The sequence below is a fragment of the Stagnihabitans tardus genome (assembly GCF_009925085.1).
GTDB lineage: Bacteria > Pseudomonadota > Alphaproteobacteria > Rhodobacterales > Rhodobacteraceae > Stagnihabitans > Stagnihabitans tardus.
This window is the reverse complement of sequence record NZ_JAABNR010000019.1, coordinates 1-15,750: the sequence shown is the minus strand read 5'-3', so window position 1 is coordinate 15,750 and position 15,750 is coordinate 1. Positions and strand designations below refer to the sequence as shown.

Here is a 15,750-nt window from a genome sequence, read left to right as displayed (position 1 = left end):
AAAATCCGGAGCAGACGATGCCAGGTTCCCCACCTGAATTGAGAAGTTTTCTCGAAGCCGAGATGTTCTTCGGCGTGAAGAAGCGCGAGCGTATCGCCTATGGCGTGGCGGGTATCGGCCTTGCCATAGGTCTCATGGGCATGGTCGCCGTCATGGTCCTCTTGCCCCTGAAACAGACCGAGGCTTTTCTCGCCATCGTGGACAAGGACACGGGCGTGGCCGAGCGTGTGGTCGCGGTCGACAATGCGGGGATGGAACAGGCCGAGGCGATCCGCCAGAGCCTTCTATTCGCCTATGTCACCGACCGCGAGACCTACGATCAGAACGACAACGAGAAGCGGATCCTAAGGGCCTATACTTGGTCGGAGGGCAATGCCCGGCAATCGCTCGTCAGCCTCTGGACCGAGGGTGACCCGAACTATCCGCCGAAGCTCTATGGTCCGAGCGCCAAGGTGCGCGTCCAGATCCTCTCGATCACGCCGGTGAGCGAGACCACGGCCCAGGTGCGCCTCACCAAGACCTGGGTTTCGGATGGCGAGGGCGTTCCCGACCGCGAGGGCAAGTTCACCGCCACCGTCACCTTCCGCTTCGAGCCCACGAAGGAGACCGCGCTCGATCTCGTCTGGCAGAACCCGACCGGGTTCCTCGTCATGGATTACCGCCTGACCTCCGAGGCCATGCCCGAGGAGAAGAGCTGATGCGTGCCTCCATGAATTCAACCCTGAACGGGGCGCGAGCGAGGTCCATTCGCATGACCAGGATCATCAACTCCACCGCCCGGATGCTTGCCAGCGCCGCCACCCTCGCCACTTGTCTCGTGCTGCCCATCTCAGCCGAAACCGTGCCCAAGGCCGGGTCTCGCGATGCAAGGGTGACCTATGCCACCTTTCAGGAGGGCCAAGTCTACAAGATCGCCACGCGGCTTCGGACCGTGACCCTGGTGGAACTTGGTGATGGTGAACGCATCCAGTCCATCGCCATCGGGGATCTGGAAAGCTTCAAGATCGACAAGCTGGAGCGGCCAAACCTCTTCATCATCAAGCCGGTGGTCGCGGGGGCCGTGACCAACCTTACGGTTGAGACTCAGCGCAGCATCTATTTCCTGGAAGTGAGCGAAGGCGGCAGGGCGCCCGCCTATTCGGTCAAGTTCACCACCCCCGGCAACGTTCGTCCGGCCTCTGGCACGGGCGCGGCGGCACCGATCCCGCTCGAGCCGCCGATGACCTATCGCATCCTGAAGAAGGGGCGTCCGGTTCCCGACTTCGCGCCGACTGCCATCTCGGATGATGGTCAGAAGACCACCTTCGTCATTCCGCCCGGCGCTCCGATGCCGACGGTCTTCCGCGCCGACGAGCTCGGCCAGGAATACGCTGTCAATTCCATGGTCTCGGGCACGACGATCACCGTGCCCACCCGCTCCGAACGTTGGGTCCTGCGCTACGGCGAGGCTTACGTCTGCATCACCGGCAAGAAGGGGGGCACCCGATGAGCGAGATCGAGCCACAAGACAAGCTCGCCGAGCGCATGGCGCGCATGAAGCCGCCCGAGGCGCCGAAGCGCAAGGTTGGCCTGAACCCCTATGCCCTCTCCGCGGTCACTGCGGTGGCGGGTGCAGGCATCGGTGCCTGGCTGGTGCTCGCAGCGCCTGCGGCCCCACCCCCTGCGCCGGTTCTCGAAACCGCTTCGGTCAGCGGCTTCCAGGGCGAAGAGCCCGGGACGGAGGGCTTCATGGCGACCAAGGCCAAGCCGCAGATCACGCCGGTGGTTGTCGATCGCAGCGAAGAGATCCGTCTCAAGGCCGAGATCGAGACCCTGAATGCCAAGATTGCCAAGTTCAAAGGCGATGCGGCCACGCCCGATCCCGAACTGGTTGATCTGAAGTCCCAAGTTGCAAACCTGACCACCGAGGCGCAGTCGCGCGAGGCCAAGCTATCGGACCTCGAGCGTGAGAATGTCGAACTCAAGACTGCGCTCGATACCAAGGCGCTGATCGAAGGGGACGGCGCGGCAGAGGACCAGAAGGTCCAGGATGCCGAGACTCTGGCCTCGGCGCAGATCAACTCAGATATGGTGGCGTTGCGCGCGAGCGGTTCCGGCACCGGTGACGGCGGCAGCCCTGATGGGGGCTTCGACAGCCATTCCGCCTACCCACCGGAAATCGCGGATTCCGGCACATCGGGCGATGAAGCCTTTCGCACTGCGGGGGCCAAGGCTGCCGAGGTCCGTCAGGCCGAGGTCATCGCTGACCCCAGCCACACCATCATGCAAGGCACGCTGATCGAAGCAGCCCTCGAGACCGCGCTCAGCACCGATCTTGCGGGCAATGTCTCAGCCCTTGTCTCCCATGATGTCTGGTCTTTTGATATGTCCCGCGTGCTGATCCCGAGGGGCTCGCGGCTTTATGGGCGATACGATTCCGAGGTCGCCTCCGGCCAGCGTCGGGTCCTGATTGCCTGGGACCGGATCGTCACCACCACCGGCCAATCGGTGAGTCTTGCGGCTTATGGCACCGACCGCGTCGGCCGCTCGGGCCTGCCCGGAAAGGTCCGCACGCACTTCCTGCAGCGCTTTGGCACGGCCTCCCTCATCTCGGTCATCGGTGCTGTCCCGACCGCTGCGGCGGCCCGCTATGCCAACAACCAGCTTGCCTCGGACACGGCCGAGAATGTGGGCAAAGACCTTGGCGGTGCGGTCAGCGATGTGATGGCTGACTACCTGCTCATCCCGCCCACCATTTCTGTCGACCAAGGCGCCATCGTCATGGTCCGTGTGGATGCCGATCTGGCCTTCAGCTGATGAGCTATCTCGACACCTACCTTCAAGCGTTGGACCCCGCGCTCTCCGACCCCGCCGTCATGGAACTGGCCATCAATGCCGATGGCCAGGCTTGGGTCGAGCGCGCGGGTCAGATCCATATGACCGCGAGCGGCATGGCGCCGCTGCCGTCGGCCCAGGTCCGCGACCTCGCCGCCCAGATCGCCAATTCGACTTCGAACACCTTTACCGAAGGCGCGCCCCTCGTTTCGACAACGGTGCGCTACCGGGACCTGATGCTCCGCGCCCAGGTCGTGGGCAGCCCCGCAGTCTCGGGCGGTACGGTCATTGGCTTCCGCATCTTTCGAACCCGTCAAGGCGAGGTGCGCCGGGCGCCGAAGGCCTTCCACTTCCTGCGCGGACAGGAGAGGTCGCTGGAGGACGAGCGCCGCGCGCGGGTGGCGGAGATCCGCGCTCAGTCCGATGCGGCCGATGTCGAGGCCTTTCTCGCCCGCCTTGTTGAAGAGCGGCTCAACGTCATCGTCTCGGGCGGCACCTCGACGGGCAAGACCGAGCTTGGCCGCAAGCTCCTCGACCTCGTCGCCCCGCAAGAGCGCGTCGTGACCATTGAGGATTCCCTTGAACTCATGCCCTCCCAGCCCAATGCTGTGAGCCTGATTGCTCAGCGCGTGGAGGCTTCACCTCGCTCTGCCGACAAGCTTCTGCAGGCGACCCTTCGCCTCCGCCCTGATCGCATCATCCTGGGCGAACTCCGTGGCGCCGAGGCCGCGACCTTTCTCGATGCGATCAACACCGGCCACTCTGGCTCCTTCACGACGCTGCATGCCCATTCGGCGCGCAAGGCGATGGATCGCCTGGCTCTTCTGGTGATGGGGCAGGGGACCAGGCTCTCTTTCGGCGAGGTGATCCGCTATCTCGAGACCTCCATCGATGTGATCCTCCAGATGGGCCGTGACGGCGAACGCCGGGGCATCATGGAGATGTATTTTCCCGGGCTCGACTCGTGAGCGGTCGACATCTCTGGGCCCGTCGCAGAGCCCCCGAAAGGCAGCCTTGCCCTGATCCGCCAAGAGGCAGTGCTTGAGCGGTCGCGCCGCGCAAAGCGCCCATCCCCAGCTCTTCATTCCTGAACTTTCCCGAGGCCAAGCCATGGACCAAGACACTGACACACCGGTCGAACCGACCGAGAAGAAACGCGCGCCCCGAGCGCGGAAGGCCGCCGCGGTGACTGAGCCGGTTAAGACAGTGACCGCTGAGAGCGGTGAAGAGCCCGGGAAGGAGAAAGGGGCCACGGAACGGACGGTGTCCAAGGAATGGGCGGGGGAGCCCGCGGCAAGGGGCGAAGCCACGCCAGTGCCGGTGCCGACGGCGGCAGTGCGGGCGCCTGAGGTGCGACCTTTGGCCCAGCGGCCCCAAACATCCGGCGCCGATCTCGAGGCCATTCCTCCAGAAAGCCGCAGAGAATACTTCTCGGTTCGCCTGACCCATTCCGGTGAGGCCCGGGAGTTCACCGATCCGCGCGAGGCAGGTGCCGCCTTCTTCCGCGCCGATCCTGCCGAGCGGCCCTCGGTCACCCATGTCGATGGCAACACCGCCCGCACCATGGCCCGCACCGAGATCCACGGGCGCAACGAGGCGGGCGAACCGCGTCACGTCAAATCCCTGCCAAACTCCCATGCCCCGGACGCCGCTTTCCGCACTGGCTTCTATGATGCCATGGAGGTCTCGATCTCCGAGCGTCTCAGCAATGCAGATCGCGGCGCGGAGGTGTCGCCCAAAGGGACCGAGCACGCCGTTTCCGCAAGGACCACCGAGGCCAGGATCGATGCCCAGCTGAAGGACGATCTCGAGACCTATGCGGGTGCTCGGCCCGAAAGGGCGGCGGCACTGTGGGCCGAGCATGGGGAAGGACCTCCTCCCGGGCTGCAGTTCCAAGCGGCGGTCAATTCCCGGGAGGAGGGGATGGTTCGGGCGGATGCGGGGGTGCCGGAAGTGGTCCCAGCACACCAGCGAGGGGTGACGCTCGGCGTCGAACTGCGCTCGCCTCCCGATGAACCCAAGCGCGAGACGGCGATCTACGCGGGCGAGGATGCCCAGCTGATCCTGAGCCTCGGCCGCAATGACAGCCAAACCCGAAGGCTCGCCGATGATCTCGTGGCCGATCCCGGCTTCCGCAAGGCAGTCGCGGCCCATGTCCCTGACGCGGAGGAGACACTCGGGCGCGGGGATTTCATCGACGGTGGCTCCATCGGTCACCTGCCCGACAGGGTCCTGACTGTCACTGCCCAGACCCGGGAGGGGCAGAGTGCGACCTTGGTACAGTTTCCTGACCAAAGCGTCGTCAGTCGTGCGGTCGCCAACCACCTGAGCGAGAGCCCGGTCTTGCAGGCCTTCGCGGCCGAAGAACGGGTCCGAACCCAGGATTGGCGGGATCCTTCGGCCAGTCTCTCGGCCTGGGTCGAGGCCACCGATGCCCGGATCGGAAAGCTCCCTTGGGATGCCCAAGACGATCTCCGCAAAGAAATGTACGGTATCGCCGCTGAGGCGGCTGCCGCCTTCGGTCTTGACCGGGAAAAGGCAAGCTTCGACGCCGCCCCGCGTTCAACCCTCTATGGGGCGAGCCTTCATGCCGAGACTTTGACCCTCGGAGGTGAAGCAAAGGTCCTTACTCCCGAGAGCCGCGAACGGGTTCGCGAGACGCTGACCACCGAGGCCGAAGCCATTGGCATTGACCCTGCCAAGATCACGCGCCGCCTGGAAACCGGGGCGGTGAATGCGCGGCAGGAGGCAGGCTGGGTCCAGTCCGACATCCGGGAAGTCGCCTCCCGCCACCGTCTCGACATGGGCGATGACGATGATCGCAGCCAGGCCGCGAAACTGGTCGACCGGTTCTACCAGAAAGCTGCCGACACCCTCCGCGAAGCCCATGGCACCGAGCAAGTCTTGGATCGTGCGCCCGATCACGGACGTGTCCTTGGGGCGTTGGCGGCCTTGGCCAAGGTCAATGCCATTCAAGGCGCCGCCTCCTTCAAGTCGGACGATCAGGCCCGGAGCTTTGCCGAAGACCTGAAGTCCGAGTTCGGTCAGGGCGTCATCCGAGACCTCGCGGCGGGCCGCACCGAGGCGCTCGCCAAGGATGTCCCAAACCCTGCCACCCGCGCGGCCATGGCCGAGGCCCTGGTCTCTGCCGCCAAGGAGCATCCCGGGATCGGCCTTACCCCGGCCGAGATCGAAGCTGCGGGGCAACGTCATGTGCCGCGGGCCGAAGCCCTCGCGCCCGAGGGCAAGCGCCAGCCCCAGCGTATCCACACCCATTCCACCGACCGGGAGCTTTGACACCCATGCGCCGCACCCTCGCCCTCCTGGCTCTCGGCCTCCTGACCGGAGCCCTCGCCGGTCTCCTTGCTGGTGGTCTGATCTACAACTTCGCCCGCGGCCATGACCCGAATGCCTCCGGCGTCTTTGTCATGCTGACCGACTTTCCAGGCTTGCGTGCGGTCCTTTCCCCGCCTTGGGCACTGCCCTGGCAAATCACCGGCGCGTCCTCTCTCGTCTTCGGCTTCGCCGCCGTCCTCTTCTCCTTCCGCCAGCAGCTTACCGAATATGGCCAGGCGCATTTCCAAAGCCGCATCGAGATGAAGATGAACGGGCTTCTCCAGCCCCTCGGCGCAGGCCTTCTTTTCGGCAAGCTCTCGGCGCCGGCCAAGCCGGGGCCATACGTCAGCGCCACCTTCCAGAAGTTCCCCCATTGCCTCGTCGTGGCGCCCACCCGCGCCGGCAAGGGCGTGGGCTATGTCATCCCCAACACCCTCATGTTCAATGGCTCCTGCGTCATCCTCGATGTGAAGGGCGAGATCTTCGAGGCGACCTCGCGCCACCGCCAAGCCGAGGGAGATGCGGTCTTTCGTTTCTCGCCCTTCGACTTCGAGCACCCGACCCACCGCTACAACCCGCTCGAACGCGTTTCGCGCATCGCAAACCTGGAGCAGCGCTACACCGAACTTGCCAAGATTTCGGACTATTTCCTGACGGTTTCGGACAAGGGGACTGCGGGCGATTTCCTGACCGAAGGGCGCGAACTTTTCGTCGCCGCCGGTCTCCTCGCCATTGAGCGTGGCCGCCCCACCTTGGGCGAAATCAGCCGCATCCTCTTCGGCCAAGGAGCAACGTCTGAGATCTATGGCCAGCATGCCGAAGAGGTGACCCACCCCAACGCCGCCCAAACCTTCCGCAAGTTCGCGGGCTATTCCGACCGGACGCTGTCGTCCCATGCCTCGGTCTTGGGCGGCGCAGGGATGACGCTCTGGAACAACCCCGCCGTCGACCGCGCCACCAGCGCCAATGACTTTTCCTTTGGCGACCTGCGCAAGACCCCTACCTCGATCTATGTCGTCGTCAATGCCGACGACATCCGCACCCTGGCCCCCCTGATCCGCCTCTTCTTCGGCGAGCTGATCGCCACGATGCGCGCGACCCTCCCCCATCCGGAGGAAGAACCATGGCCCGTGATGATCTTGCTGGACGAGTTCGACCAGCTCGGTCCCATGCCCATCGTCGAACAGGCCCTGAAACAGCTGGCGGGCCACGGGGCTCGCGTTTCGATCATCACCCAGTCCATCCCCGGCCTCGACAACATCTATGGTGAGAACATTCGCATGTCGCTGGAATCCGCCGCTGGCATGAAGCTCTATCTCGCAGCCAACGACAAGAAGACCGCCGATGAGATCTCCAACGCGCTCGGCAAGACCACCAAACTCGCCGTCTCCGACAGCCTGTCCCGTGACCGGGATTTCGTGCAGCGTCGCTCGGTCAGCCGCCGCATGGAAGAACGCCCCCTCCTCATGCCCGACGAGATCCGCCGCCTCGATGCTGATCAGGCCATCCTGATCCCCGAGCGTCAAAACCCGCTCCTGGTCAGCCGCATCGTCTATTTCCAGGACCCGACCTTCCTGAAAATCTTCGAAGCACAGACCGGGCCGCTGCCCTATACGTCCTCTGAGACGGCGGAAGTCCAAGGGCTGGCCGCGCGGCTCGATGCCATGGAGCGCAAGATCGCGGCCCTCGGACAAATCGAATATGTCCGAAAGGGTGCGGCGCAGGATGGGCCGAAAGAGCCGTCCCTCGCCGCCGCTCTCGTCGCTCCGGTGGGTGTGCATGCGCCCCGGACCAAGGAGCCCGAGGCTAGTCCGGACCTTGCGGTCCTGACACCAGCGCAAACTGTGGCCATGCGCCGGATGGCTGGCTTCGAAGGCAAACTGGCAGAAATGGGGGCGTAGTTCAGCGCTAGGCCCGTCGAAGAATAGTTGCCATTCAGGCCGGAAGCGTTCCCGGCACCGCCATCAGTCTGATGGCCTGAGTGTCCATGGGCCCACAAAGACGGGCTGGCCTTTGATCAGCGTCGGCGTCTGACGCGCGTTCAGTCCCTGTTCCGCGATTGCCGGAACGCAATCAAAGGGGCCAGTTCAGCCCATTCGTCAGGCGTCAATGCTTCGCGCCCCGCAAGCGTCAGGAGCCGTATATCCTCTGGCTTCATCCCCTTCTTCGGCCAGGCAGATTTGAACTCGGACGCTGCAGTGGCGAGGCCGGCGAGCCAGTCCTGCTTCTTCTTGGTGGACCGAGCGGCCAAGGCTGCCGCGAAGTCCTGAGCGGAGCTTGCCATATCCGAGATCGCCTGGGCGCGCATCATCACCAGTTCGATGAAGCGCAAGAACTCCGTTTGGGTCAGGGGCGCCGATGTCGCGGCCAGAACCTGGGGCAGCCAGAGGTTCGGCTGAAGCATCTTGGGTGTGATCACGATGAAGGTCAGGTAGCCCTCCACCCAGTCGAGAGAGATCCCGGAGCCCTTCAGGTAGCTGTTGAACTCGCCCTTTTTCTCAGCGGGCGGGCTCTCCATGGGCACTTCCTCGAAGGACATCTTAGCATCATTGTCCCCGCTGCGCTCTTCCCACGCTTGCATGGTCTGGGTGTGTACGTCCCCCACCAGCGGGACCTTTTTCAGATTGGCGCCGTCCAGAAGTGCCATGCTGCTGACCGCGAAGGCGGCCGCATCCTTGTCGCCTGCGGCGGCAAGAACCTCGGCCGTGCGGGCGAATATGCGCGCCCACCAGTCTCGGCGGGTTTCCAGCCATTTCCAAAGTGCCGCCTCGGCTGCCTTCGTGCTGCGCGCTGCATTCAAGAGGTCCTGGACGGCGTCGCTGTCCTCGAACCAGCTGTCCAGGAAATCCAGGCGCTCCCAGAGTTCATCGCTCTTGGCGACAAGGTCCCCCCGTGCCTTGGGGGTCATGGTCGCGATTTGTACCGCCCCGGACAAGCGACCAAGGAGATCGGCGGTGGAAGAGGTTTCGGGGCGCAGGGCATCAAAACCGCAAAGCTGAACCAGATCGATCAGTCCCGGCACCGGGGGCTGATCCTGGGCGAGACCGTCGGCCAAAGCTGCAGCCACCGCGCTTTGAACATAGCCGCTGGTCACCTTCAGGGCCCCCACTTCCTTGGTCATGCGCGTCAGAAGGGATTTCAGGTTGGCCGCCGTCCGGCAGGAAATCGCATAGGCATCCTTCACCCCGTGCCCTTGCTTCAAAAGCAGCATGGCCAGCTTCCGGTTGGACCCGTGTTGGAGGGCGACCGCAATGCTTTGTGCCCCGCTGCCATCGGGCAGGCTGGCGCGCGCTTCGGTGATCTTCCAGGGGCTCTTGTCGGCATCGGTTTGCACGCCACGGCGCAGGGCGTCTTTCAGGAGTGCGTCGATCACCTGTCGGGCGGCATCCGCCGGCATCCAACTGCGCAGGAAAACCAGCTTGGAATGGATGCGACCGCCCAGGGCGCCCTTGGCCAGCCGCGCCCCAAGCCCTTGGGCGGCAGCGAGGCGCAGCTCTGGGCTTGGGTTCAAAAGCCAGAAGCACGCCAAGTCAGCGTGGAGCGGATCACTGCGCCCGACCGAGTAGGCCACGACTTGCGCGCGCAACTCGGGCGGCATCGAGGGAAAGCATTCGGTCAAAGCGGTGTGCAAGGTCAGAGGATCGCCTCCTGCCTGTTCGGTCAGCTCGGCAAAAAGATCCGTCAGGATGGCTTCCCCCTCAGACGAGGTGCCCTTCGGGCTTCGATCCGATTGCAAAACATCGTCCGAGTTCAGCACCAGCGCGGTGGGTGCCGTCAGCCCATTTTGGCTCCAGAGACGTGCGAAGAGCAGGCTATGGACCGGGGTCAATCGTCCTTGTTGCCTGGCCAGGACGAGGGCCTCTTCCATGGCCTGGATAAGCCGGGCCCCGCTGGCCTTGCCGTTCTCCTGTGCGATACGGGCGGCATCGAGGCCGGCGTCCAAGAGATCGGCCAAGTGCTCGGCGCGGGGACCCGGTTCTGCCGAGGCGCAAATCTGTGCAACAACTTGGGCGCCCAAGACGGGTTGATCGAGGAGATCCGCACTGAACCGCTCCCGCGCCCAGCGGCGATGCTCCATGTTGCCGTCGGTCGCCCTTTCGAGAGCGGCCACCGCGCCGTCGATCCGTCCTTGTGTCACGTCTTCGCTGCCTTGTCGTTCCTGGACCGGGTGTCAGACTAACCCCCCGGACAGGATTTGTCAGGGCCTCGCCTGGGCGACCGAGGCTTGCCTCGACGGGCAGGTCTGCCGATGGCAGCTCAAGCCTGCCGAGCCTTCATCGCTTTAGCGCTCCCGATCCCAGTCCTTGCCCCCGCCTGCCTCGAAGCCCAAGTGCTGTTTGGTTTCGGTCTGATCTTGCAGGGTCGGCCTAAGCGCCTGATGCGCCTTTCCAGCGGCGAGGATCGCTTTTGCGATCAAAAGGCGTTCCTGGGGGCTCTCGATAACCTGCGCCAATGCGTCGATCTTTCCCGCCGCGAGATCACCGATGATGGTCGGCCCATAACGGTCCCGCAGATCGTCCGCAAAGCGTTCCGCTTGCCTGTCACTTCGGAACGCGACCTTGCCATCGAGCTGCATCATGCGCCCCATGGAGCGAAGCGTGCTGACCACACGGTACGTCTGGGCCCCCAGCTCGGCCGAAACGCTGCGATCAATGAGAGTTCCGGCTTTGTCGTAAAACTGCTGCAGATCCCCCGCCACCAGCTTGGCCTGTGCAGGATCGCGCAGGCCCAATCGTCTCCGGCCCGAAAGGACCAGAAGGTCACTTCGCACCCAGGCGCGCTCTTCCCAAGCATTGGCTGCGCCAGTTTCGAGGCGTTCCACTATCCGATCACTGCTCAGACCGAAAGACGCGGCCGCGGCGACAAGATCGTTCCGCAAAACATCCCTCGCACTAGGTCGCAGGTCGGTGACGGTATCGCCCGCCATCACCCTATCGCCCGCGATGGCGGTCCCATAGAGGGCGGTCTGCGGCGGCATCCTCAGCAGTTCTGCGCTTCGGGTATCCCCAAGGCGCAACGCGATCTCGGTCGCATGGGCGTAGAGTTCTTTCCGCATCGCATTGCGCTCTGGTGCCCCCAGCTTCCGAATCCGGTCTTCAGCGCCCGCCATCCAGCCCTCGAAGTGCCGCGCGAGGTTGGCGCGGCCCGCATCGGCGCTGCCTTGGAAGCGATGCAAGATGCCACCCTTGGCCAAGGCCTGCTCAGTCTCGGCAATCCGGTCATGCACCTCTGTCAGCCCCGTCAGCGCTGCAACTTGGGCGAGGCCGCGCATTGTCTCGGCTGTCTGAGCAAAGGTCACCAGGGCCGCGTCCAAGGCTCGCCCTTCCTTCGCGCGAGGCTCGGGTGCCCGGCCCTCGCGTCTCGCGGTTTCGACTTCTCCCCTTGATGGACCATAGCTCATCAAGCCTCGCTCAGCCCGGGAGGTGGCATCGAGGAAGACCCCCTCCTCGGCAGCGATGGCGACCAAGCGCTCCTTCATCGTGTCGAGGTTGAAGACATGATCGCGTGCCATGTAGAACCAGCTGTCGCGCATGAGGCCCCGGTTGTTGATCACCATGTGAACATGCGGATGCGGCCGATCGGTGTGAAGTGCGGCGACATAGGCCCAAGCATCGTCCTGGTGCTCGCCCGATTGGAACATCTCGAAGGCCCAGACTTCCGCAATCAGCTTGGCCTTGTCCGGGCGGACATCGGCCGGGAAGCTCAGAAGCAGGTGCGTGGTGTGGCCGTTCTTGGGGCTGCCGCGCCAGGCTTCCGACCAATCCCCGATGATCTCGGCGCGCTCTTCCTTGGACAGGCCCTTGCCCTCGGCATCCAGCACCACGGCGTTGCCAAAGAGGCCGTCTGACTTCGAGAAGAGATAGTCCATCTGGGTCGCAAGCTCGCGCCCATTGGCAGTGCCCCCGTTGCGGATCTTCTTGATCACGGCTGCGTTGGAGCCAAGGGCAAAACGCCAGAGCTGGCTGGCCCTGGGCGAGAAGCGGAAGCCCGATGAACTGCCCTGCACACGACCGCGCTGAGGGCGCAGGAGGTCGAGATCCCCAAGGACAGCCTCCGCGAGGCCTTGTGAGCGAGGGGCGAACTTAACCACGCGATGCCGCCTCGGCTGCGGCAAAGCGGCGGAAGAGCTCCACGCCACGCCGCCGATGCTCGGCCACAACATCGCTCAAGGCCTTGCGCACGCCTGGCAACGCACGTCGCAGCTCATCGATAGCCTCCCACTGTGCCCGCACCAAGGGCACTCGACCCCGGTTCGCCGCCAGTGCGATCTGGTTCACGTTGGTCCCGATCTTGCCGAGCTCGTAGCGGATCTCCTCCAAGCGGGCGCTGTCCTCGCGGCTGAACTCCAGGAAGCCCGAGGCCATGCGGATGATCGAGCGCATCCCATCTGAGCGTGATCCACCAAGATGTCCGCAGAGCGCATCGAAAGCCTTGAGCTCTTCTGCCGGAAGCCGGCAACTCACGACTTGCCCCTTAGCCTCAAGTGCCGGACGGCCGCGCTGCTTTATGCCCGCGACCAATGGCGTCGGGGTCTCCACCGAATTCTTCAACCGCTCAGCCGTCAATTCTAACCCCGGAATTATTGTAGACATATCGCACTTCCTGCCACCTTTTTTATCCTTCCTTCCGTTCTAGATTTCAAGGGTGTTGCGTAGGTAAAAATTTACTTGCGGTCAGTCCGAACCTTCGTTAGGTCACCCGCCACCGAATGCGCAACGCTGATCACTGACCGCACGACGGGATCCGGGGTGACAGGTTGGTGGTTCAGGAAAGTGATCTGCGCCAAGAGGATCCGCTTGAGGTAATAGTCTGTAGGGGACTGTTTTTGTTGTATTACGGGCCGGGCCGCTCAGCGATCCCCGTTCGGAGAAAGGAAGGCGGCGATGCGTCATATGCGGTCAGAACTGCGTATTCGGCGTTCAGGGATCAGATAGATGAAATGTGCGATCAGATAAAAGATTTGTGCGTTCAGATATCGGAGAAGTGAGCTCAGACTTAAGGCAAGCGCGATAAAACTTGCGCACTCCGCTTTATGATACATGTGAAGCGCATTCAGAAGAGTGCGCCACGTCATGTGAATTGAGCGTTGCGCATTCAGATAAAAGAATTCAGCGATCCGCATTCGGAGAAATGCGATCAGACTTGGGGGAGGGGACTTATGCGAAACGGCATACGCGTTGTGCTGGTGATGAACAGGAAGGGCGGGTCAGGAAAGAGTACCCTCTGCCGGGCTCTCGCTTCCGTGGCTGCCTCGCGGGGTGAGACGGTCACGATCTTTGACACCGACACGTCGAAGTCCTGCCTGAAGTGGATGACAGAGGGTAAGGCCTCCGGCAATTGGTCGCCTTCGGTCGAGGTGATCGCGACCCTTGAAGCGCAGCGGGTGACCGAGGCCATCGATCAGATCTACGAGCAAGCCGATCAGGAGCACCTCATCCTGATCGACACCTTCGGCGGCGGCTCAGAGGCGCAAGACCTTTTGGCCATCGCAGCCCACCGCATTGTCGCGCCGATGATGCTCTCGCGTGGCGACCTGGCCGAAACCATCGAGACCGCCAACTGGTATCTCAAGTTGCGCAGCCGTGTGGCAGAGCCATCAAAGCTCGCAGGCTTCTCCGTGACCCTGAGCCGGGTACCGGTTCGCATCTCTGAAACCGAGCGCGGAATTGCCGAGGAACTCTTCTGCACGCTGCCAGCTTGCGATGCCTTCTTGTCGAACCGCAGTGCCTATCTGCGCATGGACAAAGAAGGGCTCCTTGGCGAGATCGCCGTGAACATCCCGAACCGTGCCCTGGCCATTCACATACAGAATGCGATCAGCGAGGCGGGCGAAGTCCTTGACGAGATCGATCGGCTGATCTCTTCGCCTGCGGAGGCCGAATGATGGCGCCCCGCAAGGACCTGATGCAGATCATCCGTCGCGACAGCGGCTTTTCCGAGAAGCTAGGCTTTGGCAGCGGTCCATTGGTCGTTCATGAAGGAGCCGCTGGAGGGCGCCAATCCTCCGGCGGCATCGCTGCTGCGCCCAAAGAAACCCGTGACGAGAAGGAAACGCTTGCGGCCCCGTTGGCGCCGTCTTCGGTCAAGTCAGGCACAAGGGGATGCGTCGTCTATGTCGCGGTCTCCCTGACGGAGAGGCAAGCCACTTTGGCCCAGGCTTGGGCAGAGGCTGCGCTTTGCCCCGTTTCCTTGTTGATCCGCCACGTGGCTCAAGGGATGCGAGATCAGATGTGCGCGGATTGGGCGGTCAGCGGGATACCGCAGGTCAACGAACCGCGCGGCGCCCGGGGCAAGTACCCGACCAGCGTCACCCTGACCCTGCCTGCCGATTTTGCGGCTGCCCTGAAGGCCAAGCGTGACCCTTTGGGCCTCATGGGTCTCGGCCGCGCCATTGGCCCCGCCTTTCGACAAAGGTTCGAGGCCGCCTTCGATGCGGCCCTGACCAAAGCCAAATTCATGACCAAGGACAACGAGGGAGACGCCCAATGACCGCTATCCAGACGCCCGAGGGTGCAGATTTGTCTCCGCTCGACATTGGCCGGCCCGTCGAATGGATGCTGAACCCCGTCACGCGCGAGCTTGTTGGAGTGACCTATTCATTCGCCCTGTCCGGAGAACGCAGGTCCGTTTGGTACACCGCCAACAAGCGCAAGCCAAAGGCCTGCTTGACAGTCACCAGTCTCCTGGAATTGCAGGCCTTGCGCCCCCAGCCAGTGATTTGCGCCGAAGAAATGGATGGGAATGGATAGCGGAATGGGCCCCCGAGATCGGATGTCGGTTTGAAATAGGGTCCATACCCGTTGCGCCAGGTCGTCCGTTCGCCGCTGCGTTCATGCCGACCGGCGCCGATCAGGCCCTCCACGTCCATCTTCGCTAAAATCGATCCCCCGGATCGATTTCTTGACGCTCGATATCCATGATCAGCTGCAGGACGGCCTCGGTTATGCCGCGAAGGAAATCACCCTGATCGTGCTTGGCCAGAAGCTCGGATGGGTCCATGTTGGTCTTGGTCATCGGGGGGCTCCGTATGGTCTCTGGTGGAAGTCGCCAAACTCCACCTCGATCCCACACCTCGATGGCCACTCAGGATCACACCGCCGACGGCGATGAATTTACACCAGCTCCGCGGACACTAACGCCGGTTCTATCTGTCCTTGGTTGACCTAAGCAGAACATTCCGGTGACGCACTTGCAGGATGCATCAGTACTACCGGGCGCTCTCCGTGATTTTCGTGGCTGAAGTCCTAAACTCCACCTCGACCAACCCAGTAGCGCAGGTTCAGATGTCCCGCGGTCCGCTGAGGGGTCGCATGCTTTCCAGCGCCCAAGCTCCCTATGGCGAAGCGGGGAGAAGGCAAAGCACACGATGTCGTCCGCCTCCTCCTGCTGGCCAGTGGAGGTTGGGTGCACAGTAGGTTATTTTGGCGCTGTAAGGCGTGCACCAGGCGCCTGTGGCGGGGTAAGCTTCTGGGATTTTGGCATTGTTTGCTAATTTTTGGTTGATTTGGGGATATGGGTGGTTAGGCTGGTTCACGGATTTGTGAATCGAGCGGGATTGTCATGAAGGCTTTGATTTCGTCGCGAGCGTTGTTGCTTTCG

At 63.2% G+C, this 15,750-nt stretch carries 12 protein-coding genes and 1 pseudogene; 9 read left to right on the top strand and 4 right to left on the bottom strand.

The genetic code is table 11. The features are described 5' to 3' along the window. The first annotated feature begins 38 nt into the window (after positions 1-38). The 6 genes from GV832_RS16620 (at position 39) to GV832_RS16595 (ending at position 8,051) form a co-directional block, all read left to right on the top strand. Positions 39-698, top strand: coding sequence for a VirB8 family type IV secretion system protein (locus tag GV832_RS16620; RefSeq protein WP_168776008.1), 660 nt, complete (start codon positions 39-41; stop codon positions 696-698). Positions 699-751: 53 nt separating this feature from the next. After that, positions 752-1,489 (top strand): TrbG/VirB9 family P-type conjugative transfer protein, encoded by a 738-nt coding sequence (locus GV832_RS16615; protein ID WP_168776007.1) that lies wholly within the window; start codon positions 752-754, stop codon positions 1,487-1,489. Then, positions 1,486-2,796, top strand: coding sequence for a TrbI/VirB10 family protein (locus tag GV832_RS16610; protein WP_168776006.1), 1,311 nt, complete (start codon positions 1,486-1,488; stop codon positions 2,794-2,796). Before GV832_RS16615 ends, GV832_RS16610 begins: the two co-directional genes overlap by 4 nt. Then, positions 2,796-3,782, top strand: coding sequence for an ATPase, T2SS/T4P/T4SS family (locus GV832_RS16605; RefSeq protein WP_168776005.1), 987 nt, complete (start codon positions 2,796-2,798; stop codon positions 3,780-3,782). The genes GV832_RS16610 and GV832_RS16605 overlap by 1 nt, the downstream gene beginning before the upstream one ends. 295 nt (positions 3,783-4,077) lie before the next feature. Then, entirely contained in the window at positions 4,078-6,111 is a 2,034-nt protein-coding gene (locus GV832_RS16600; protein ID WP_168776004.1) for a hypothetical protein, read from the top strand. Positions 6,112-6,116: 5 nt separating this feature from the next. Continuing rightward, on the top strand, positions 6,117-8,051 hold the full coding sequence (locus GV832_RS16595; protein ID WP_168776003.1) for a type IV secretory system conjugative DNA transfer family protein: 1,935 nt from the start codon (positions 6,117-6,119) through the stop codon (positions 8,049-8,051). A gap of 140 nt (positions 8,052-8,191) precedes the next feature. Here the strand turns inward: GV832_RS16595 and GV832_RS22560 are convergent, their stop codons facing one another. The 3 genes from GV832_RS22560 to mobC all read right to left on the bottom strand — a co-directional run bounded on the left by GV832_RS22560 (position 8,192) and on the right by mobC (position 12,533). After that, complete coding sequence (locus GV832_RS22560) at positions 8,192-10,288, bottom strand: UPF0149 family protein (protein ID WP_494338079.1); 2,097 nt, start codon at positions 10,286-10,288, stop codon at positions 8,192-8,194. 144 nt (positions 10,289-10,432) lie between these two features. Continuing rightward, the gene (locus tag GV832_RS16585) at positions 10,433-12,076 is read right to left on the bottom strand and encodes a relaxase/mobilization nuclease domain-containing protein (RefSeq protein WP_168776001.1); all 1,644 of its coding nucleotides are present in this window, start codon (positions 12,074-12,076) and stop codon (positions 10,433-10,435) included. A gap of 157 nt (positions 12,077-12,233) precedes the next feature. After that, the gene (gene mobC, locus GV832_RS22080; RefSeq protein WP_227754487.1) at positions 12,234-12,533 is read right to left on the bottom strand and encodes a plasmid mobilization relaxosome protein MobC; all 300 of its coding nucleotides are present in this window, start codon (positions 12,531-12,533) and stop codon (positions 12,234-12,236) included. A gap of 776 nt (positions 12,534-13,309) precedes the next feature. Here mobC and GV832_RS16575 point away from each other — a divergent pair. Genes GV832_RS16575 through GV832_RS16565 form a run of 3 tightly spaced genes read left to right on the top strand, consistent with a single transcriptional unit; the run spans position 13,310 to position 14,900 of the window. After that, a complete protein-coding gene (locus GV832_RS16575; RefSeq protein ID WP_168775999.1) occupies positions 13,310-14,035 on the top strand; it encodes a nucleotide-binding protein in 726 nt (241 codons plus the stop codon). Continuing rightward, complete coding sequence (locus GV832_RS16570) at positions 14,032-14,640, top strand: hypothetical protein (protein WP_168775998.1); 609 nt, start codon at positions 14,032-14,034, stop codon at positions 14,638-14,640. The genes GV832_RS16575 and GV832_RS16570 overlap by 4 nt, the downstream gene beginning before the upstream one ends. Beyond that, on the top strand, positions 14,637-14,900 hold the full coding sequence (locus tag GV832_RS16565) for a hypothetical protein (RefSeq protein ID WP_168775997.1): 264 nt from the start codon (positions 14,637-14,639) through the stop codon (positions 14,898-14,900). The genes GV832_RS16570 and GV832_RS16565 overlap by 4 nt, the downstream gene beginning before the upstream one ends. A 44-nt stretch (positions 14,901-14,944) precedes the next feature. Here the strand turns inward: GV832_RS16565 and GV832_RS22075 are convergent. Further along, a pseudogene (locus GV832_RS22075) lies at positions 14,945-15,165 on the bottom strand (hypothetical protein); the annotation flags it as partial. Positions 15,166-15,750: the final 585 nt, after the last annotated feature.

What these genes read in the sequence shown, in the direction of transcription:
- GV832_RS16615 (WP_168776007.1), top strand. Translation starts at nt 752, where the DNA reads ATGACCAGGATCATCAACTCCACCGCCCGGATGCTTGCCAGCGCCGCC.
- GV832_RS16610 (WP_168776006.1), top strand. Translation starts at nt 1,486, where the DNA reads ATGAGCGAGATCGAGCCACAAGACAAGCTCGCCGAGCGCATGGCGCGC.
- GV832_RS16605 (WP_168776005.1), top strand. Translation starts at nt 2,796, where the DNA reads ATGAGCTATCTCGACACCTACCTTCAAGCGTTGGACCCCGCGCTCTCC.
- GV832_RS16595 (WP_168776003.1), top strand. Translation starts at nt 6,117, where the DNA reads ATGCGCCGCACCCTCGCCCTCCTGGCTCTCGGCCTCCTGACCGGAGCC.
- mobC (WP_227754487.1), bottom strand. Translation starts at nt 12,533, where the DNA reads ATGCGCTCGATCATCCGCATGGCCTCGGGCTTCCTGGAGTTCAGCCGC.
- GV832_RS16575 (WP_168775999.1), top strand. Translation starts at nt 13,310, where the DNA reads ATGCGAAACGGCATACGCGTTGTGCTGGTGATGAACAGGAAGGGCGGG.
- GV832_RS16570 (WP_168775998.1), top strand. Translation starts at nt 14,032, where the DNA reads ATGATGGCGCCCCGCAAGGACCTGATGCAGATCATCCGTCGCGACAGC.
- GV832_RS16565 (WP_168775997.1), top strand. Translation starts at nt 14,637, where the DNA reads ATGACCGCTATCCAGACGCCCGAGGGTGCAGATTTGTCTCCGCTCGAC.